Annotated in this window: 14 protein-coding genes and 1 pseudogene; 4 read left to right on the top strand and 11 right to left on the bottom strand. The window is 73.7% G+C overall.

What is annotated here, in order from left to right:
- Positions 1–99 precede the first annotated feature (99 nt).
- Both dnaJ and hrcA read right to left on the bottom strand, forming a co-directional pair.
- The gene (gene dnaJ / locus WDV06_RS07500; RefSeq protein WP_395508854.1) at positions 100–1,239 is read right to left on the bottom strand and encodes a molecular chaperone DnaJ; all 1,140 of its coding nucleotides are present in this window, start codon (positions 1,237–1,239) and stop codon (positions 100–102) included.
- A complete protein-coding gene (gene hrcA / locus WDV06_RS07505) occupies positions 1,240–2,256 on the bottom strand; it encodes a heat-inducible transcriptional repressor HrcA (RefSeq protein WP_395508855.1) in 1,017 nt (338 codons plus the stop codon). It abuts the gene before it with no gap.
- Between the two features lie 149 nt (positions 2,257–2,405).
- Between hrcA and WDV06_RS07510 the strand changes: the two genes are divergently transcribed.
- Complete coding sequence (locus tag WDV06_RS07510) at positions 2,406–3,137, top strand: MBL fold metallo-hydrolase (protein ID WP_395508856.1); 732 nt, start codon at positions 2,406–2,408, stop codon at positions 3,135–3,137.
- Between the two features lie 28 nt (positions 3,138–3,165).
- Complete coding sequence (locus WDV06_RS07515; RefSeq protein WP_395508857.1) at positions 3,166–3,975, top strand: DUF3097 domain-containing protein; 810 nt, start codon at positions 3,166–3,168, stop codon at positions 3,973–3,975.
- Here WDV06_RS07515 and WDV06_RS07520 read toward each other — a convergent pair.
- The 4 genes from WDV06_RS07520 to lepA all read right to left on the bottom strand — a co-directional run bounded on the left by WDV06_RS07520 (position 3,953) and on the right by lepA (position 9,933).
- Positions 3,953–4,531 (bottom strand): Uma2 family endonuclease, encoded by a 579-nt coding sequence (locus WDV06_RS07520; RefSeq protein ID WP_045946281.1) that lies wholly within the window; start codon positions 4,529–4,531, stop codon positions 3,953–3,955. The genes WDV06_RS07515 and WDV06_RS07520 overlap by 23 nt on opposite strands.
- Positions 4,532–4,631: 100 nt before the next feature.
- The gene (gene hemW, locus WDV06_RS07525) at positions 4,632–5,864 is read right to left on the bottom strand and encodes a radical SAM family heme chaperone HemW (RefSeq protein WP_395508858.1); all 1,233 of its coding nucleotides are present in this window, start codon (positions 5,862–5,864) and stop codon (positions 4,632–4,634) included.
- Between the two features lie 57 nt (positions 5,865–5,921).
- Complete coding sequence (locus tag WDV06_RS07530) at positions 5,922–7,814, bottom strand: AMP-dependent synthetase/ligase (RefSeq protein ID WP_395508859.1); 1,893 nt, start codon at positions 7,812–7,814, stop codon at positions 5,922–5,924.
- Positions 7,815–8,067: 253 nt separating this feature from the next.
- Positions 8,068–9,933, bottom strand: a complete 1,866-nt coding sequence (gene lepA, locus WDV06_RS07535; RefSeq protein WP_045946286.1) for a translation elongation factor 4 — start codon at positions 9,931–9,933, stop codon at positions 8,068–8,070.
- A gap of 198 nt (positions 9,934–10,131) precedes the next feature.
- Between lepA and rpsT the strand changes: the two genes are divergently transcribed.
- Positions 10,132–10,392 (top strand): 30S ribosomal protein S20, encoded by a 261-nt coding sequence (rpsT, locus tag WDV06_RS07540; RefSeq protein ID WP_030030523.1) that lies wholly within the window; start codon positions 10,132–10,134, stop codon positions 10,390–10,392.
- Between the two features lie 304 nt (positions 10,393–10,696).
- On the opposite strand, the gene holA is transcribed toward rpsT, so the two are convergent.
- Complete coding sequence (gene holA, locus WDV06_RS07545) at positions 10,697–11,692, bottom strand: DNA polymerase III subunit delta (RefSeq protein WP_395508860.1); 996 nt, start codon at positions 11,690–11,692, stop codon at positions 10,697–10,699.
- Positions 11,693–11,753: 61 nt separating this feature from the next.
- Here holA and WDV06_RS07550 point away from each other — a divergent pair, with 61 nt between their 5' ends.
- A complete protein-coding gene (locus tag WDV06_RS07550) occupies positions 11,754–11,996 on the top strand; it encodes a hypothetical protein (protein WP_395508861.1) in 243 nt (80 codons plus the stop codon).
- A gap of 20 nt (positions 11,997–12,016) precedes the next feature.
- Here the strand turns inward: WDV06_RS07550 and WDV06_RS07555 are convergent, their stop codons facing one another.
- The 4 genes and pseudogenes from WDV06_RS07555 to WDV06_RS07570 form a co-directional block, all read right to left on the bottom strand.
- Positions 12,017–12,898 carry a YceI family protein gene (locus WDV06_RS07555; RefSeq protein ID WP_395508862.1) on the bottom strand — a complete coding sequence of 294 codons (882 nt, stop codon included), beginning with the start codon at positions 12,896–12,898 and terminating at the stop codon, positions 12,017–12,019.
- Between the two features lie 121 nt (positions 12,899–13,019).
- Positions 13,020–15,416 (bottom strand): annotated as a pseudogene (locus WDV06_RS07560) (ComEC/Rec2 family competence protein); the annotation flags it as partial.
- A 77-nt stretch (positions 15,417–15,493) separates the two neighbouring features.
- Positions 15,494–16,132 (bottom strand): ComEA family DNA-binding protein, encoded by a 639-nt coding sequence (locus tag WDV06_RS07565; RefSeq protein WP_395508863.1) that lies wholly within the window; start codon positions 16,130–16,132, stop codon positions 15,494–15,496.
- A 702-nt stretch (positions 16,133–16,834) separates the two neighbouring features.
- Positions 16,835–17,680, bottom strand: a complete 846-nt coding sequence (locus tag WDV06_RS07570) for a DegV family protein (protein ID WP_395508864.1) — start codon at positions 17,678–17,680, stop codon at positions 16,835–16,837.
- Between the last annotated feature and the right edge of the window lie 85 nt (positions 17,681–17,765).

Consider the following 17,765-nt stretch of genomic DNA (forward strand, 5'->3'; position numbering starts at 1 on the left):
GCCGCTTTCGCGTCGGGTTTTCTTCCGGGGCCCACGACGGCGAGGAGCCCGGTACGGGGTCTCCCGTACCGGGCTCCTGCCGCGCTGCCCGCCCTGCGGTCAGCGGCCGTTGAACGCGTCCTTCAGGCGGCTGAACAGCCCCTGCTGGCCCGGCGCGAACTGGCCCATGGGCCGCTCCTCGCCGCGCAGCTTGGCGAGCTGGCGCAGCAGCTCCTCCTGCTGGGCGTCCAGCTTGCCGGGGGTGGTGACCTCGACGTGGACGATCAGGTCGCCGCGGCCGCCGCCGCGCAGGTGCGTGACGCCGCGCCCGTGCAGCGGGATCGCCTGGCCGGACTGGGTCCCGGGGCGGACGTCGATCTCCTCCATGCCGTCCAGCGTCTCCAGCGGGCACTTGGTGCCCAGGGCCGCGGCCGTCATGGGGATGGTGACCGTGCAGTGCAGGTCGTCCCCGCGCCGCTGGAAGGTCGGGTGCGGCAGCTCGTGGATCTCCACGTAGAGGTCGCCGGCGGGGCCGCCGCCGGGGCCGACCTCGCCCTCGCCCGCGAGCTGGATCCGGGTGCCGTTCTCGACGCCGGCCGGGATCTTGACCGTCACGCTGCGGCGGGAGCGGACCCGGCCGTCGCCCGCGCACTCGGGGCACGGGGTCGGGACCACGGTGCCGAAGCCCTGGCACTGCGGGCAGGGGCGCGAGGTCATGACCTGGCCCAGGAAGGACCGGGTGACCTGCGAGACCTCACCGCGGCCGCGGCACATGTCACAGGTCTGCGCCGAGGTGCCGGGGGCGGCGCCCTCGCCGGAGCAGGTGCCGCAGACGACGGCGGTGTCGACCTGGATGTCCTTGGTCGTGCCGAAGGCGGCCTCGTCCAGCTCCAGGTCGAGGCGGATCATGGCGTCCTGGCCGCGGCGGGTCCGCGAGCGCGGGCCGCGCTGCGAGGCCTGGCCGAAGAAGGCGTCCATGATGTCGGAGAAGTTGCCGAAGCCGCCCGCACCGAAGCCGCCCGCGCCACCGCCGCCGCCCGAGGAGGACAGCGGGTCGCCGCCGAGGTCGTAGACCTGCTTCTTCTGCGGGTCGGAGAGGACCTCGTAGGCCGCGTTGATCTCCTTGAAGCGCTCCTGCGTCTTCGGGTCCGGGTTCACGTCCGGGTGGAGTTCACGCGCGAGGCGGCGGAAGGCCTTCTTGATCTCGTCCTGCGATGCGTCGCGGCGCACGCCGAGTACGGCGTAGTAGTCCGTGGCCACTTACGACTCCGCCAGGATCTGTCCGACGTAACGTGCCACTGCGCGTACCGCTCCCATCGTTCCGGGGTAGTCCATGCGGGTCGGTCCGACCACGCCGAGTTTGGCGACTGCTTCGCCGCCCGAACCGTAGCCGACGGACACGACCGACGTGGAGTTGAGTCCCTCGTAGGCGTTCTCGTGCCCGATCCGTACGGCCATCCCCGACTCCCCGGCCTCGCCCAGCAGCTTGAGGAGCACCACGTGCTCCTCAAGCGCTTCGAGCACCGGCCTGATCGTCAAGGGAAAGTCATGTCCGAAGCGAGTGAGATTGGCGGTGCCGCCGATCATCAGCCGCTCCTCCGCCTCCTCGGCCAGCGTTTCGAGGAGGGTCGCGAGCACCGCCTTGACGGTGGCCCGGTCGTCGATCTCGAACGACTCCGGCAGGTCCTGCACCAGGTTCGGGACGTCCGTGAACCGGCGGCCGACGACCCGGCTGTTGAGCCGTGCCCGCAGGTCGGCGAGGGAGTTCTCGCCGAACGGGGTCTGGGTGTCGACCATGCGCTGCTCGACCCGTCCGGTGTCGGTGATCAGCACGAGCATCAGCCGGGCCGGGGCCAGCGACAGCAGCTCGACGTGCCGGACGGTGGAACGGGTCAGCGACGGGTACTGGACGACGGCGACCTGGCGGGTGAGCTGCGCGAGCAGCCGGACCGTGCGGCCGACGACGTCGTCGAGGTCCACGGCCCCGTCGAGGAAGTTCTGGATGGCCCGGCGCTCGGGGGTCGACAGCGGCTTGACGCCGGCCAGCTTGTCGACGAAGAGCCGGTAGCCCTTGTCCGTGGGGATCCGCCCGGCGCTGGTGTGGGGCTGGGCGATGTAGCCCTCCTCCTCCAGCACGGCCATGTCGTTGCGCACGGTGGCGGGCGAGACGCCCAGCCTGTGCCGCTCGGTGAGGGCCTTGGAGCCGACGGGCTCCTCCGTCCCGACGTAGTCCTGGACGATGGCGCGCAGCACTTCGAGTCTGCGTTCACTGAGCATCGCGCACACCTCCGGATGCGGTCGGTCGTGGTCGGGCGGTCTGGGTTTGGTTGGCACTCTGGCCGTCCGAGTGCCAGGGATCCCCCGGTCAGTGTACGGCCGGGTAGTACGCCGGGGGCAAGGGCGGCCCGCCAGGGTAGCGTCGCCGCATGGACGTGCGTTGGGAAGAGGCGGGCTGGGAACGGCTGACCGGGCGGGCGGGCCGGCGACGGCTCCCGGTGTGGGACTGCACCGTGGGACTGGTGGTGGGGGACGAGTCGGTGCTCCTGATCGACCCGGGATCGAGCGTCCGGGAGGGCGCCGGGGTGCGGGCCGAGGCGGAGCGGCTGACCGGCCGGCACGTGACCCATATCGCATTCACCCACGGACATTTCGACCACGTGCTGGGCGGTGCGGCCTTCGCGGGCGCCCAGTTCTACGGCGCGGTGGGGCTGGACCGGCTGCTGGCGACGCCCCGGGGCCGCGAGGAGCTGCGGGCGAGCGCGGTGGCCCACGGCTTGGCGGAGGAGGCGGCGGCCGAGGCGAGCGACCTGCTCAAGGCGCCCGGGCACCTGGTCTCGGGCGAGTGGACGCTGGAGCTGGGCGGGGTGCAGGTGCTGCTGGCGAACGTGGGGCCGGCGCACTCCCAGCACGACCTGGCCGTCTTCGTGCCGGGCGAGCGGGAGACGGTGTTCTGCGGGGACCTGGTGGAGGAGTCGGGCGAGCCGCAGGCGGGCTCGGACGCGGTGCCGGGGCAGTGGCCGGCCGCCCTGGACCGGCTGCTGTCGCTGGGCGGGGAGGACGCGCTGTACGTGCCGGGTCACGGAGCGGTGGTGGAGGCGGGCTTCGTGCGTGCGCAACGCGACACACTGGCGGACCGGTTCGGCGTGTCGCGGGCGTGAGGGCGGCCGCGCTCCTAGTGTCGGCCGGATGCGTGAGTACTCCCCCGACCTGACCCCGCAGTGGAAGCGTGCCAAGGCCGTGCCGGAGGTGCCGGCCGACCCCGATCTGGTGGTCGAGGTGGCGGGTACGGACTTCTGCGGCGCGGTGGTGGCGTGCGAGGCGGGGACGGTGACCCTGGAGGACCGGTTCGGCCGGCGCCGGGTGTTCCCGCTGGAACCCCGGGGTTTCCTGCTGGACGGCGCCGTGGTGACGCTGACGCGCCCGTCACGGGCTCCCGCCGCGCCGGCCCGTACGGCCTCGGGCTCGATCGCCGTCCCGGGGGCGCGGGCGAGGGTGGCGCGGGCGGGGCGGATCTACGTGGAGGGGCGGCACGACGCCGAGCTGGTCGAGCGGGTCTGGGGCGACGACCTGCGGATCGAGGGCGTGGTGGTGGAGTACCTGGAGGGGATCGACGACCTCGCGGCGGTGGTGGCGGAGTTCGCGCCCGGACCCGACGCCCGCCTGGGGGTCCTGGTGGACCACCTGGTGCCGGGCTCGAAGGAGTCCCGGATCGCGGCCTCGGTGACCTCGCCGGACGTGCTGGTCGTGGGTCACCCGTACGTGGACGTCTGGCAGGCGGTGAAGCCGTCGGCGCTGGGCATCGGCGCGTGGCCGGAGGTCCCGCGCGGCCAGGACTGGAAGACGGGCGTCTGCCGGGCCCTGGGCTGGCCGCAGAACACGGGGGCCGCCTGGCAGCACATCCTGTCCCGCGTGACGTCCTACCGGGACCTGGAGCCGACGCTGCTGGGGCGGGTGGAGGAGCTGATCGACTTCGTCACGGGTAGTGGTGAGGCCTGACGCCCTGGAACGTGCCGAAGTCGCTCGTGTCCAGCTCGATACCGAGCGGTTCCAGGGACACCGACTCGCCGAACTTCCACAGCCGTTGCGACCGGTAGTCGGCATCGTCTCCCTTGCCGACCGGGCTGGTCAGCAGGACACACTGCCCGACGACGGGGTCGATGATCAGGTAGGCGGGTACCCGGCCGGCGGCGTAGATCGAGCGCTTGGTCACGTAGTCCCTGTCGACGCTGGTCTTGGAGACGACCTCCACCACCAGCGTGATCAGTTGCGACGGCAGGAGACGTCCCGACCCCGGGTTCGCCTGACGATCCAGGACCACCAGGTCGGGAACGGGCTCGCTCGCCTCGTCGACGATGTCGACGTCCTGGGTCTGGAGCCGTACCCACCGCTTGCGCGGGATCTGGTCCTGCACGTCCTCCACGATCAGGTTGTGCACCAGATCGGGACCGGCCATCATCACGATTTCCCCCCGGAGGAGCTCGGCCTTAACGCCCTCGGGGGGCTCGAACCCCGCGAAGAATTTGGCCATCCCGTACTCGTCCACAGCGGTCATCTCCGTGGTCCTCCACATCCGCCGCGTACTGTCGACGGCAGCCTAGGAACAGCCTAGGCAGTACGGGCCCGGTAACGGGGGGATTCACCCGGGCGGGGGATCAGTCCACCAGGTCCCGCACCACCGCGTCCGCCAGGAGCCGCCCCCGCAGGGTCAGGACCGCGCGCCCGGCCTCGTACGGGGCCGCCTCCAGGAGGCCGTCGGACAGGGCGCGGCGTGAGGCCGCCAGGCCCGCCGGGGCCAGCAGGGACAGCGGGACGCCGTCGACCAGGCGGAGTTCCAGCAGGATCCGCTCCACCCGCCGGTCCTCCTCCGAGAGGAGCTCGCGCCCCGCGCCCGGGGAGCGGCCCTCCGCGAGGGCGGCCGCGTAGGCGCCGGGGTGCTTCACGTTCCACCAGCGGACCCCGCCCACGTGCGAGTGGGCTCCGGGGCCGGCGCCCCACCAGTCGGCGCCGCGCCAGTACAGCTCGTTGTGCAGGCAGCGGCCGGCCTCGGAGGTGGCCCAGTTCGAGACCTCGTACCAGGAGTAGCCGGCCCGCTCCATGACCTCGTCGGCGATCAGGTACCGGTCGGCGTGGACGTCGTCGTCGGTCATCGGGACCTCGCCGCGGCGGATCCGCCGGGCCAGCTGGGTGCCCTCCTCGACGATGAGGGCGTAGGCGCTGACGTGGTCCGGCCCGGCGCCGAGGGCGGCGTCCAGGGAGGCCCGCCAGTCGTCGTCGGACTCGCCGGGGGTGCCGTAGATCAGGTCGAGGTTGACGTGCTCGAAGCCCGCCGCGCGCGCCTCGGCGACGCAGGCCTCGGGGCGGCCGGGGGTGTGCGTGCGGTCGAGGACCTGCAGCACGTGCTGCCTGGCGCTCTGCATGCCGAAGGAGATCCGGTTGAAGCCGCCCGCGCGCAGCTCCGCCAGGTACGCGGGGTTCACGGACTCCGGGTTGGCCTCGGTGGTGACCTCGGCGTCCTCGGCCAGCCCGAACTCGTCGCGGATCGCCGCGAGCATGCGGACGAGGTCGCCGGCGGGGAGCAGGGTGGGCGTGCCCCCGCCGACGAAGACGGTCCGCACCGAGCGCGGGTCGTCGCCGAGCACCTTGCGGGCGAGGCGGACCTCGTCGATCAGGGTGTCGGCGTAGTTCTCGCGGGAGGCGAGGACGCCGCCGGTGCCGCGCAGCTCGGTGGCGGTGTAGGTGTTGAAGTCGCAGTACCCGCAGCGGGTGGCGCAGTACGGGACGTGCAGGTAGAACCCCAGCGGCCGCTCGCCGGCGCCCGCCAGGGCGTGCGACGGCAGCGAGCCGTCTTCGGGCATGGGGTCACCGTCGGGCAGTGCGGAAGGCATGGGCCCATTGTCCCGCACTGCCCCATGGTCGTTTACGCCCTCGGCCGCGGGGCGGGGTCAGGCCTCGCGGGACCCGGCGTACATCTCCTCGATGAGGTGCTTGAACTCGCGCTCGACGACCGGGCGCTTCAGCTTGAGGCTGGGCGTGAGGTCGCCGTGCTCGACGTCCAGGTCGCGGGGGAGGATGCGGAACTTCTTGATCGTCTGCCAGCGCTGGAGGTTCTCGTTGAGGGTCTGTACGTAGGTCTCGATCAGGCGGTGGGTCTCGGGCGCGGCCAGGACCTCGCCGTACGTCTTGCCCTCCAGGCCGTTCTCGGCGGCCCAGCCGAGGATGGCGGGCTCGTCGAGGGCGACCAGGGCGGTGCAGAAGTTGCGGTCGGCGCCGTGGACGACGATGGCGGAGACGTAGGGGCAGATGGCCTTGAACTGGCCCTCGATCTCGGCCGGGGCGACGTACTTGCCGCCCGAGGTCTTGATCAGGTCCTTCTTGCGGTCGGTGATGCGCAGGTAGCCGTCCGGGGAGAGCTCGCCGATGTCGCCGGTGTGGAGCCAGCCGTCGCTCTCCAGGACCTCGTCGGTCTTGTCGGGCTGGCGGTGGTAGCCCTGCATGATGCCGGGGCCGCGCAGCAGGACCTCGCCGTCGTCGGCGATGCGCACCTCGGTGCCGGGCAGCGGCTTGCCGACGGTGCCGGTGCGGTAGGCCTCGCCGGGGTTGACGAAGGAGGCGGCGCTGGACTCGGTGAGGCCGTAGCCCTCCAGGATGTGGATACCGGCGCCGGAGAAGAAGTAGCCGATCTCGGGGGCGAGGGCGGAGGCGCCGGAGACGGCGGCGCGGAGCTTGCCGCCGAAGGCCTCGCGGAGCTTGGAGTAGACGAGCGCGTCGGCGACCTTGTGCCGGGTCGAGAGGCCGAAGGGGGCGGTGGCCCGGCCGGTGCGGCGGTAGTTGTCCTGGGTGACCCTGGCGTACTCGCGGGCGACGCCGACCGACCACTGGAAGATCTTGTACTTCGCGCCGCCGCCGGCCCGGGCCTTGGCGGCCACGCCGTTGTAGACCTTCTCGAAGATGCGCGGGACGGCCGCCATGTAGGTCGGCTGGACGACCGGCAGGTTCTCGATGATCTTGTCGATGCGGCCGTCGACGGCGGTGACGTGCCCGACCTCGATCTGGCCGGAGGTGAGGACCTTGCCGAAGACGTGGGCGAGCGGCAGCCAGAGGTACTGCACGTCGTCGCTGTTGATCATGCCGGTGGCGACGGTGGCCTTGGCCATGTACGACCAGTTGTCGTGCGGGAGGCGGACGCCCTTGGGGCGGCCGGTGGTGCCCGAGGTGTAGATGAGGGTGGCCAGCTGGTCGGCGGTGATGGCCGCGATCCGGTCCTTGACCGCGGCCGGGTGCTGGTCGAGGTACTCCCTGCCGCGCGCCTCCAGGTCGGCGAGGGAGAGCACCCAGCCCTCCGGGTCGCCCGCGGCGGGGACCGCGTCGGCGGTCTCCATGACGACCACGTGGCGCAGGTCGGGGAGGTCGGCGCGGCGCTCGCGGGCCTTGGCCAGCTGGGCGGCGTCCTCGGCGATGAGCACCCGGCTCTCGGAGTCCGAGAGGATGAAGGCGGACTCGTCCGCGTTGGTGCTGGGGTAGATCGTGGTGACGGCGCCGCCCGCGCACATCACCCCCAGGTCGGCGAGGATCCACTCGACGCGGGTGTTGGAGGCGAGGGCGACGCGCTCCTCGGGGTGCAGGCCCAGGGTGATCAGGCCGGCGGCGATGGCGAAGACCCGGTCGGCCGCCTGCCCCCAGCTGAGCGACTTCCAGTCGTCGGGGCCTCCCTCGGGGCGGGCCGAGGGGACCGGGTAGCGGTAGGCCTCCCCGTTCGGTGTGGCGGCGACGCGGTCAAGGAAGAGGGCCGCCACGGTGGGCGGGCGGTTCTCGATCAAGGTCTGTGTGTCGCTCACGACATCCTCCGGACCGGGTCCACGCGGCCAGGGCGTGGGCGTGGGGCGCTTGGGCTGGCGGGGTGCAGCCGCCGGGTACGCGGCTGGCGTGTTTCATTACCGGTCGGTTAACTGGCCGGTAACCATCGAGCTTCGATCAGGGTAGAGGCCGCCCGCCCGGTGCGTAAGGGCCCCCGAGCGGCCGCTTCATAACGAAAAGGGCCCCCATGCGTGTGCATGTGGACCCTTTTCGCGCGACATGGAACGGCCGCGGCTACTTCTTCTTGCCGCTGGACTCGTCGCTGGAGAGGACGGCGATGAAGGCCTCCTGCGGGACCTCCACGGAGCCGACCATCTTCATGCGCTTCTTGCCTTCCTTCTGCTTCTCCAGCAGCTTCCGCTTACGGGAGATGTCACCGCCGTAGCACTTGGCGAGGACGTCCTTGCGGATGGCGCGGATGGTCTCGCGGGCGATGACGCGGGAGCCGATCGCGGCCTGGACCGGCACCTCGAAGGCCTGCCGCGGGATGAGCTCGCGCAGCTTCGCCACCAGGCGCACGCCGTAGGCGTAGGCGGCGTCCTTGTGGCAGACGGCGGAGAAGGCGTCGACCTTGTCGCCGTGGAGCAGGATGTCCACCTTGACCAGGCTGGAGGCCTGCTCGCCGGTGGGCTCGTAGTCCAGGGAGGCGTAACCGCGGGTCTTGGACTTCAGCTGGTCGAAGAAGTCGAACACGATCTCCGCGAGCGGGAGCGTGTAGCGGATCTCGACGCGGTCCTCGGAGAGGTAGTCCATGCCGAGCAGGGTGCCGCGGCGCTGCTGGCAGAGCTCCATGATCGCGCCGATGAACTCGGTGGGTGCGAGGACGGTGGCCCGGACGACCGGCTCGAAGACGTCCTTGATCTTGCCTTCGGGGAACTCGCTCGGGTTGGTGACGGTGACTTCCTTGCCGTCCTCCAGCACCACCCGGTAGACCACGTTGGGCGCGGTGGCGATCAGGTCGAGGCCGAACTCGCGCTCCAGGCGCTCGCGGACCACGTCCAGGTGGAGCAGGCCGAGGAAGCCGACGCGGAAGCCGAAGCCGAGCGCCGCGGAGGTCTCCGGCTCGTATACGAGCGCGGCGTCGTTGAGCTGGAGCTTGTCCAGGGCCTCGCGCAGCTCGGGGTAGTCCGAGCCGTCGAGCGGGTACAGGCCCGAGAAGACCATCGGCTTCGGGTCCTTGTAACCGCCGAGGGACTCGGTGGCGCCGTTCGTCTGCTGGGTGATGGTGTCGCCGACCTTGGACTGGCGGACGTCCTTCACACCGGTGATCAGGTAGCCCACCTCGCCGACGGACAGGCCGTCGGCCGGGAGCATCTCGGGCGAGTTGGTGCCGATCTCCAGCAGCTCGTGCGTGGCGCCGGTGGACATCATCCGGATGCGCTCGCGCTTGTTGAGCGTGCCGTCCACGACACGGACGTAGGTGACCACGCCGCGGTACGAGTCGTAGACCGAGTCGAAGATCATCGCGCGGGCGGGGGCGTCCTTGACGCCGACCGGGGCCGGGACGGTGTCGACCACGCGGTTGAGCAGCGCGTCGACGCCGAGGCCGGTCTTCGCCGAGACGCGCAGGACGTCGTCGGGGTCGCAGCCGACCAGGTTCGCCAGCTCCTCGGCGAACTTCTCCGGCTGGGCGGCCGGCAGGTCGATCTTGTTCAGGACCGGGACGATCGCGAGGTCGTTCTCCATCGCCAGGTACAGGTTGGCGAGGGTCTGGGCCTCGATGCCCTGGGCGGCGTCCACCAGGAGGATCGTGCCCTCGCAGGCGGCGAGGGAGCGCGAGACCTCGTAGGTGAAGTCGACGTGGCCCGGGGTGTCGATCATGTTCAGGATGTGCGTGGTCCCGGTCCCGGCGCCCTCGGTGGGGGCCCAGGGCAGGCGGACCGCCTGCGACTTGATCGTGATGCCGCGCTCACGCTCGATGTCCATGCGGTCGAGGTACTGGGCGCGCATCTGCCGCTGGTCGACGACACCGGTGAGCTGGAGCATCCGGTCGGCGAGGGTCGACTTGCCGTGGTCGATGTGCGCGATGATGCAGAAGTTGCGGATCAGCGCCGGGTCGGTACGGCTCGGCTCGGGCACGTGGCTGGGGATGGCGGGCACGCAGTGTCCTGATTCTCGGGTCGCTGTCGGATCTGCTGTCGAACGGTACGCAGGGTCCCATGGTCCCATGGACCGGGCGATGCGCTCGGTTTGGGCCGGTCGAAGCGCGCCTGGTAGCCTGGGTGGCTGTGTCTCGCATGCCCTCTCAGCAGACGTGACACATCCGGAAAAATACTCTGAACCTGAAAAGGCTCTTTCGTGGCGAACATCAAGTCCCAGATCAAGCGGAACAAGACCAACGAGAAGGCCCGCCTTCGCAACAAGTCGGTCAAGTCCGAGCTGCGCACCTTCATCCGCAAGGCCAACGAGGCCATCCTCGCCGGCGACGCGGAGAAGGCCACCGCTGCGGCCCGCCTGGCTTCCAAGAAGCTGGACAAGGCCGTCTCGAAGGGTGTCATCCACAAGAACGCCGCCGCCAACAAGAAGTCGGCGCTGGCCTCCAAGGTTGCCGCCATCTGAGGTTCCGCACTCGATGTGAACGCCGGGAAGGACCAAGCGGGCCCTCTCATCCGCTCCTGACCGGCACCCAGCGCCGCACGCGGCCTGCGTTCGCCACGCGGGTGCGGCGCACACAGCAGTGACCGAAGGCCCCGGCCTCCGCCCTTCCCCAGGGCAGAGTCCGGGGCCTTCGCGTACACCCGCGCCGACATCCGGCCCCGCCGGCGTTCGAAGCGCCGGGGTCCGGGGCCGGAGCCCCCAGGCCGGCCCCGCGCAGCGGCAACTCGCAGCTCCCGGCCGGCCCGGGCGTCCGGCGGCAGACCGGCTACTGTCCCCGCGAGGCCCTGGCGGCCCGCGCCACCGCCACGACGGCCTTCTCCAGGGCGTATTCGGGGTCGTCCCCGCCGCCCTTGACGCCCGCGTCGGCCAGCGCGACGGCGCGCAGCGCCTGCGAGACCCCGTCCGCCGACCAGCCGCGCATCTGCTGCCGGACCCGGTCGATCTTCCACGGCGGCATGCCGAGGTCGCGGGCGAGGTCGCCGGGGCGGGCGCCGCGCGGGGCGGAGGCCAGCTTCCCGATGGCCCGGACGGCCTGCGCCAGCGCGCTGGTGATCAGCACGGGAGCGACCCCGGTCGCCAGGGACCAGCGCAGGGCCTCCAGGGCCTCCGCCGCCCGCCCCTCGACCGCCCGGTCGGCGACGGTGAAGCTCGATGCCTCGGCCCGGCCGGTGTAGTAGCGGCCGACCACGGCCTCGTCGATCGTCCCCTCGACGTCCGCGCACAGCTGTGCCACCGCGCTCGCCAGCTCCCGCAGGTCGGCGCCGATCGCGTCGACCAGGTTCTGGCAGGCCTCGGGGGTGGCGGAGCGGCCCAGCGTGCGGAACTCGCCGCGGACGAACGAGAGCCGGTCCGCGGCCTTCGTCATCTTCGGGCAGGCGACCTCCCGGGCCCCGGCCTTGCGGGCGGAGTCCAGCACGGCCTTGCCCTTGACCCCGCCCGCGTGGAGGAGGACGAGGGCGATCTCCTCGTACGGGTCGGCGAGGTAGGCCTTGACCTCCTTCACCGTGTCCGCGCCCAGGTCCTGCGCGTTCCGCACGATCAGGACCTTGCGCTCGGAGAAGAGCGAGGGGCTGGTCAGCTCCGCCAGGGTGCCGGGCTGGAGCTGGTCGGAGGTGAGGTCCCGCACGTCCGTGTCGGCGTCGGCCGCGCGGGCGGCCTGCACGACGTCCCGGACGACGCGGTCGAGCAGCAGGTCCTCCTGCCCCACCGCGAGGGTGATGGGGGCGAGGGGATCGTCGGTGGGGTTCTTCCTGGTGGCCATCGGCTCCAGCATCCCACGCCGCACCGACAGCGCCCCGCCCCCGGTGCCCGAGAATGGTCCGGTGAACCTGCGACATGTACTGGTCCTGCCCGACCGCGACGCCGCCGAGGATGTGGCCCAGGAGGCCGTCGACCGCTTCGGCCTCACCGAGGAGCCGCAGCTGGTGCGTGACGCCCTGGCCGGCGAGGACGACGCCGAGGACGCCCAGTGGCTGGTGGTCGTCGAGGACCCGCGGCAGCGGCTCGACGCCGCCCTGCTGGACGAGCTCGCCGCCGCGTACGAGGGCTGGCTCGAAGCCCCCTGAGCCGGGCGGCGGCGCCGCCCTCAGGCCTTGTGGACGATCTGTACGTCCAGCGCCACTTCCACGCTCGAACCGATCGCCGCGATCCCCTGCGCCAGCACCGACTGCCAGTTCAGGCTGAAGTCCTCGCGGTGCAGCTCCGCCGTGGCGCGGCAGGCGGCACGGGGCTCGCCCTCCAGCCCCGTGCCGACGCCCAGGTACTGGGTGTCCAGGGTGACGGAACGGCTCACCCCGTGCAGGGTCAGGGCTCCGGCGACCGCCCAGCGGCTGCCGCTGCGGTGGATGAACCGCTCGCTGTAGAACTCCACCGTCGGGTACCGGGCGGCGTCCAGGAAGTCCGCCGACCGCAGGTGGTCGTCCCGCATCCGCAGCCCGGTGTCGATGCTCGCCGCGTCGATGATCACGTGCATGGAGGAGTCCTCCATCCGCTCCGCGATCCGCACCGCTCCGGCGAAGGTGGCGAACCGGCCGTGGATCCGGGCGAAGCCGATGTGCTTCGCGGTGAACCCGATCGACGAGTGCGTCGGGTCCAGTTCCCAGTGGCCGGGCTGCGGGAGCACCGGCGGCTCCACCGAGTCCAGGATGATCTCCGCGGTGCCGGGCTGCGCCGGGTCCCCCACGAGGGTCGCCCCATGGAACGGGGCGTATCCCTCGGCGCTGACCGAGAGCCGGTACTCCCCCTCCGGCACGGCCGCCGTGAACCCCCCGTACGGGTCCGTCTCCCCGCTGACGACCCGTCGGCCGATCGGGTCGGTGACCTCGAACTTGGCCTGCCGGATGGGCTGGTGGACCGTGTCGAGGACCCGACAGCTCAACAGGCGTGCCGTGGGCGGCAATGTCAGCGTGGCGGACGTCTGCGAACTGCCGCTCCCGGCCGTATCCGTCCCCCGTCGGCGACCGAACATGACTGATGCACCCCCGTGCTGTGTGTACGTCGGTTCTGGCGAAGACGCATTCGATCATGCTGTCGGGTTGTGGGCAAACAGAGTGGTCGCGCCCGGTATGACCGCGCCTTTTCGGCCGCCGTCCGGCGGGAACCGCACGGAGCCCCGAGCCGCCGCCACAGACGGCCACGGAGCCGTCCGTATCGGTGCGCAGCACAGCCGCCCCAAGGGCTTCGAGCCGTGCGAGGGTGCTCCGCGCCGGGTGCCCGTACCGGTTGTCGGCCCCGACCGGAACCAGGGCGAGGCGTGGCCGGATCCGCTCTACGAGGCCGGGGTCCTGGTGCGCCGAACCGTGGTGGGCGACCTTGAGCACGTCCACCGGCCCCAGTTCCGGATGCTCCCTCAGCAGGGCCTGCTGGGACGGCGGTTCCAGGTCCCCGAGGAGCAGGAACGTCAGCCCCGCGGCGCGCGCCAGCAGGGCCACGCTCGTGTCGTTGGGTCCCTGCGGCGGCGGCGCGGACGCCGACGGCCACAGCACCTGCCACTCCAGCCCCCCGACCCGCCGCCGCTCCCCCGCGACCGCCGGCACCACGGGCACCCCGGCCCCGGCCGCCGTCCGCCGGACCCGCGCCGCCTGTGCGGGCGGGTCCGCCACGGCGGTGGTCTCGATCACACCCACCGAGCGGCCCCGCAGCACCCCGGACAGGCCGCCCACGTGGTCGGCGTGGAAGTGCGTCAGCAGGAGCAGGGGGACGCGCGTGACCCCGAGGGCGCGCAGACAGCCGTCCACCGGGCCGGGCTCCGGTCCGGCGTCGACCACGACGGCCGTCCCCTCCCCGGCGGCGAGGACGGCGGCGTCCCCCTGGCCCACGGCGCACTGGACGTAGCTCCAGCCGGGCGGGGGCCAGCCCGTGAGCATACGGGTCAGCGGGGGCGGCCGTACCACCGCGACCAGCAGCACCACCACCACGGCGGCCCGCACCCCGCGCCGCCGCCCGAACCGGACCCCGAGCCCAGCGAACGCCAGCGTGACCACCGCCAGCAGCACCCCGCCGCCCGGCCCGCCCGGCCACGGCAGCCCCGCCCCCGGCAGCCCCGCCCCGGCCCGCGCGACGGCGGCGATCCACCCGGCCGGCACCCCGGCGCCCCGGGCCAGCAGCTCCGCGAGGGGCATGCACAGCGGGGCGGACACGAGTGCGGCGAATCCGAGCACCGTGGCCGGCCCCGCGGCGAGCTCCGCCAGGAGGTTGCAGGGCACGGCGACCAGGCTCACCCGGCCCGACAGCACGACCACCACCGGAGCGCACACGGCCTGCGCCGCGGCCGCCGCCGCCAGGGCCTCCGCGAGCCGCGGGGGCAGCCCGCGCGCCCGCAGCGCCCCGGCCCAGCGGGGCCCCAGGGTGAGGAGCGCCCCGGTGGCCAGCACCGAGAGCAGGAACCCGTACGCCCGGGCCAGCCAGGGGTCGTACAGCACCAGCAGCAGCACCGCCGCGGCCAGTGCCGGGAGGAGGGACCTGCGCCGCCCCGTGGCCAGGGCCAGCAGGGTCACCGCCCCGCAGGCGGCGGCCCGCAGCACGCTCGGATCGGGCCGGCACATCACGACGAAGCCCAGCGTCAGGGCCGCCCCGCACAGGGCCGTGAACCGCAGCGACAGCCCCAGCCGGGGCGCCAGCCCGCCCCGCTCCACGTACTGGGCCCGCCCCGGAGGCCCGATGAGCAGGTACAGCACCACGGTCAGGTTGGATCCGGAGACGGCCAGCAGGTGCAGCAGATCGGTGGCTTCGAACGCGTCGTGCAGCTCGGGCGGTACCCGGGAGGTGTCTCCGACCACCAGCCCCGGCAGCAGCGCCCGGGCGTCCCCCGGGAGCCCCTCGGAGGCCTGCCTCAGCCCGGCGCGCAGCCGCCCCGCGACCCGCTGCGCGCGGTCCGGGCCGCCCGTCACCCGCGGTGGGACGTCCCCGGCGGGCCGGACCAGCGCCACGGCCCGCTCCCCCTCCCGCGCCGGCGCCAGCCGGGCCACCACCTCCACCCGTGCCGAGGGCTCCAGCCGGGCCCACCCCGGATGCCCGGCCAGCACCCGTACCGGGGTCTCCACCCGGGTCCGCGCACCGTCGGGGCCGGTGACCCCGGTGACCACCGCGTCCAGCACGACCACGGGCGGCCCGCTCCCGCTCCGGGCGGCCCGCGGGTCGGAAGCCACGGTGAGCTCGGCGCGCACCCGGGCGTGTTCCCCCGCCAGCCGGGCCACGGGCCCCGCCCGCGCCTCGGCCCGCTCCAACCCGGCCACCCCCGCCCCGGCGGCCGCGCACAACAGGGCTGCCGCCGCGGCGGTGGCGATCTGCCAGACCGGCCGCCTCCCGCGGGAGCCCGCCACCAGCAGCACCCCGGCCGCGGCCACCGCGACTCCCGCCCCGACGGCACACCACGCCGCGGAGACCCCGAGACCGACGGCAGCCGCGCCCCAGGCGCCCAGGGCGGGCCCCACCAGCCGCAGATCGAGGGGCCCACCCCCGCCCTCCACCGCCCCGCCGTCCGCCACCCTGCCGTCCGCCGCCCCGGCGTCCCCCGGCCCGGTCCCACCGGCCCCGGCCTCCGCGCCCGGAGGCCCGGCGGCGCTCACAGCCGCACCAGCTTGCGCAGCTCGGCGAACCTGCGCTCGCCGATGCCCTCGACCTGCCGGAGGTCCTCCACCGCCCGGAAGCCGCCCCGGGCCGTGCGGAACTCCACGATGTGCCGGGCCAGCACCGGGCCGACCCCCGGCAGCCCGTCCAGCTGCTCGACGGTCGCACCGGCCAGACTCAGCGGGCCCGGGACCGGACCACCCGCGGGACCCCCGCCGCCCGGCACCGGCTGCGCCGTGACCCCCACCAGCACCTGCTCGCCGTCCACCAGGACCCGGGCCAGGTTGAGCCCGGTGGTGTCGGTGCCCGGCCGTACTCCGCCGGCGGCGGCCAGCGCGTCCTCCACCCGTGAGCCGCCGGGCAGCCGCCGCACACCGGGATCGCGGACCTTGCCGGCCACGTCCACCACGATGCGGCCGCCCGGCCCGGCCGAGCCCGCTCCCGGCACCGGGGGCGGGGCGGGGGGCGGCGCGGGGGCGAGCACGGCGGGCGCCTTCACCGGCTGCGGGCGGGCCGCCCCGTACTGCTGGACGGCGAACCCCACCGCCACGGCCAGGACCACCCCCACGGCGGCCACCGACCGCGGCTCCACCCCGCACCGGACCTGCACCCACACCGGCAGCCGCTCCCGCACGGCCGGCCACCACCCGGCCCCGGCACGCGCACCACCGGCCCCGCCCTCCGACGGCGGCCCAGGCGGCGGAGCCCCGGCCACCGCCCCTGCGGCACCCCCCGAGGGAGCCGCGGCCGCGGGTCCCGCCCCGCCCCCTGCCCCGAACGACGCGGACGACCCGGCGAGCGCCCCTGACCCGGCCCCCGGCACCACCGCAGGCCGCCCGGGCACCCGCGCCCGGCGCTCGACCACCCCCGAAGGCAGCCCCGAAGGCAGCCCCGTGGCCAGCCCGGGCCCCGGAGGCACCCGGGGGTCCGGAGGCGGCTCGGGCCGTCGGGGGGAAGGGGCACCGGCCAGCAGGGCCTCCGCGCGGCGGCGCACCGCGGCGGGGTCGGGGCGGGGCTGCGACCGGGCACGGCGGCGGTCACGAAACCGGCCGTCGGAAATGAGCCCCCTCCCCGGCCCGCTGCCGCCACCGCGGCCGGCAGCGGTGGCCGAGGCGTCGGAGGGCCCGGGACCGGCGGCTGAGGGCCCGGGACCGGCGCCGGAAGGCCCGGGGGCGTCGAAGGATCCGGAAGTGCCCGAGGGGCGCGGAGCGCGCGTGCGAAGAGTCATGCCCCGACGCTAGGCCCGGCCCCCGTCCCCCCGCTCGGAGCCCCCGATTCCGGTGCATGACCGGCCCGTTGTGGAAAACCCCGCCACCCGTGCGGGTGCACCGGGCGGTCAGCGCGGCGAGACCACCGCCGCGAGCAGCCCCGGCCCGGTGTGCGCGCCGATCACCGCGCCGACCTCGCTCACGTGCAGCTCGACCAGGCCGGGGATCCGCTCCCCCAGCCGCTGCGCGAGCTTCTCGGCCCGCTCCGGCGCCGCCAGGTGGTGGACCGCCACGTCGACGCTGCGCGTCCCGGCCCGCTCGACGGCGAGCTCCTCCAGCCGTGCGATGGCCTTGGACGCCGTCCGCACCTTCTCCAGCATCTCGATCCGCCCGCCGTCCAGCGTGAGGAGCGGCTTGACCGCGAGCGCCGACCCGAGGAGGGCCTGCGCCGCCCCGATCCGGCCGCCGCGCCGCAGGTAGTCGAGGGTGTCCACGTAGAAGTACGCCGACATCTCGGCGGCCCGCTTCTCGGCGGCGGCCACGGCCTCGTCGGCCGATCCGCCCGCCTCGGCCGTCTCGGCCGCGGCGAGGGCGCAGAAGCCCAGGGCCATCGCGACCATGCCGGTGTCCACGACGCGCACCGGGACGGGGGCCGTCTTCGCCGCGACCACGGCGGCGTCGTAGGTGCCGGAGAACTCGGCGGAGAGGTGCAGGCTCACGATGCCGGTCGCACCGGCGTCCGCCGCCGCCCGGTAGGCCCGTACGAACTGTTCCGGACCGGGGCGGGAGGTGGTGACCGGGCGGCGCTTCTGCAGGGCGGCGGCAAGGCTGCGGGCCGAGATCTCGGTGCCCTCCTCCAGGGCCTCGTCCCCCAGGACGACGGTCAGGGGAACGGCGGTGATCCCGTGCCGCGCCACCGCCTGCGGGGGCAGATAGGCCGTGGAATCGGTGACGATCGCGACATGGCGGGACATGAGCCGGAGGTTACCGCCCGGGGAGGCGATCCGGCAGCCCGCACCACATGCGTCACCCTCGCCTCCGCGGCCTCCCCGGCGCCGG

Origin of the sequence: Streptomyces racemochromogenes (assembly GCF_044129415.1) — a bacterium.
Taxonomy (GTDB): Bacteria; Actinomycetota; Actinomycetes; order Streptomycetales; family Streptomycetaceae; genus Streptomyces; species Streptomyces racemochromogenes_A.

What these genes read in the sequence shown, in the direction of transcription:
- WDV06_RS07515 (WP_395508857.1), top strand. Translation starts at nt 3,166, where the DNA reads ATGCGTGAGTACTCCCCCGACCTGACCCCGCAGTGGAAGCGTGCCAAG.
- hrcA (WP_395508855.1), bottom strand. Translation starts at nt 2,256, where the DNA reads ATGCTCAGTGAACGCAGACTCGAAGTGCTGCGCGCCATCGTCCAGGAC.
- WDV06_RS07555 (WP_395508862.1), bottom strand. Translation starts at nt 12,898, where the DNA reads ATGTTCGGTCGCCGACGGGGGACGGATACGGCCGGGAGCGGCAGTTCG.
- WDV06_RS07570 (WP_395508864.1), bottom strand. Translation starts at nt 17,680, where the DNA reads ATGTCCCGCCATGTCGCGATCGTCACCGATTCCACGGCCTATCTGCCC.
- hemW (WP_395508858.1), bottom strand. Translation starts at nt 5,864, where the DNA reads ATGCCTTCCGCACTGCCCGACGGTGACCCCATGCCCGAAGACGGCTCG.
- WDV06_RS07510 (WP_395508856.1), top strand. Translation starts at nt 2,406, where the DNA reads ATGGACGTGCGTTGGGAAGAGGCGGGCTGGGAACGGCTGACCGGGCGG.
- WDV06_RS07520 (WP_045946281.1), bottom strand. Translation starts at nt 4,531, where the DNA reads ATGACCGCTGTGGACGAGTACGGGATGGCCAAATTCTTCGCGGGGTTC.
- holA (WP_395508860.1), bottom strand. Translation starts at nt 11,692, where the DNA reads ATGGCCACCAGGAAGAACCCCACCGACGATCCCCTCGCCCCCATCACC.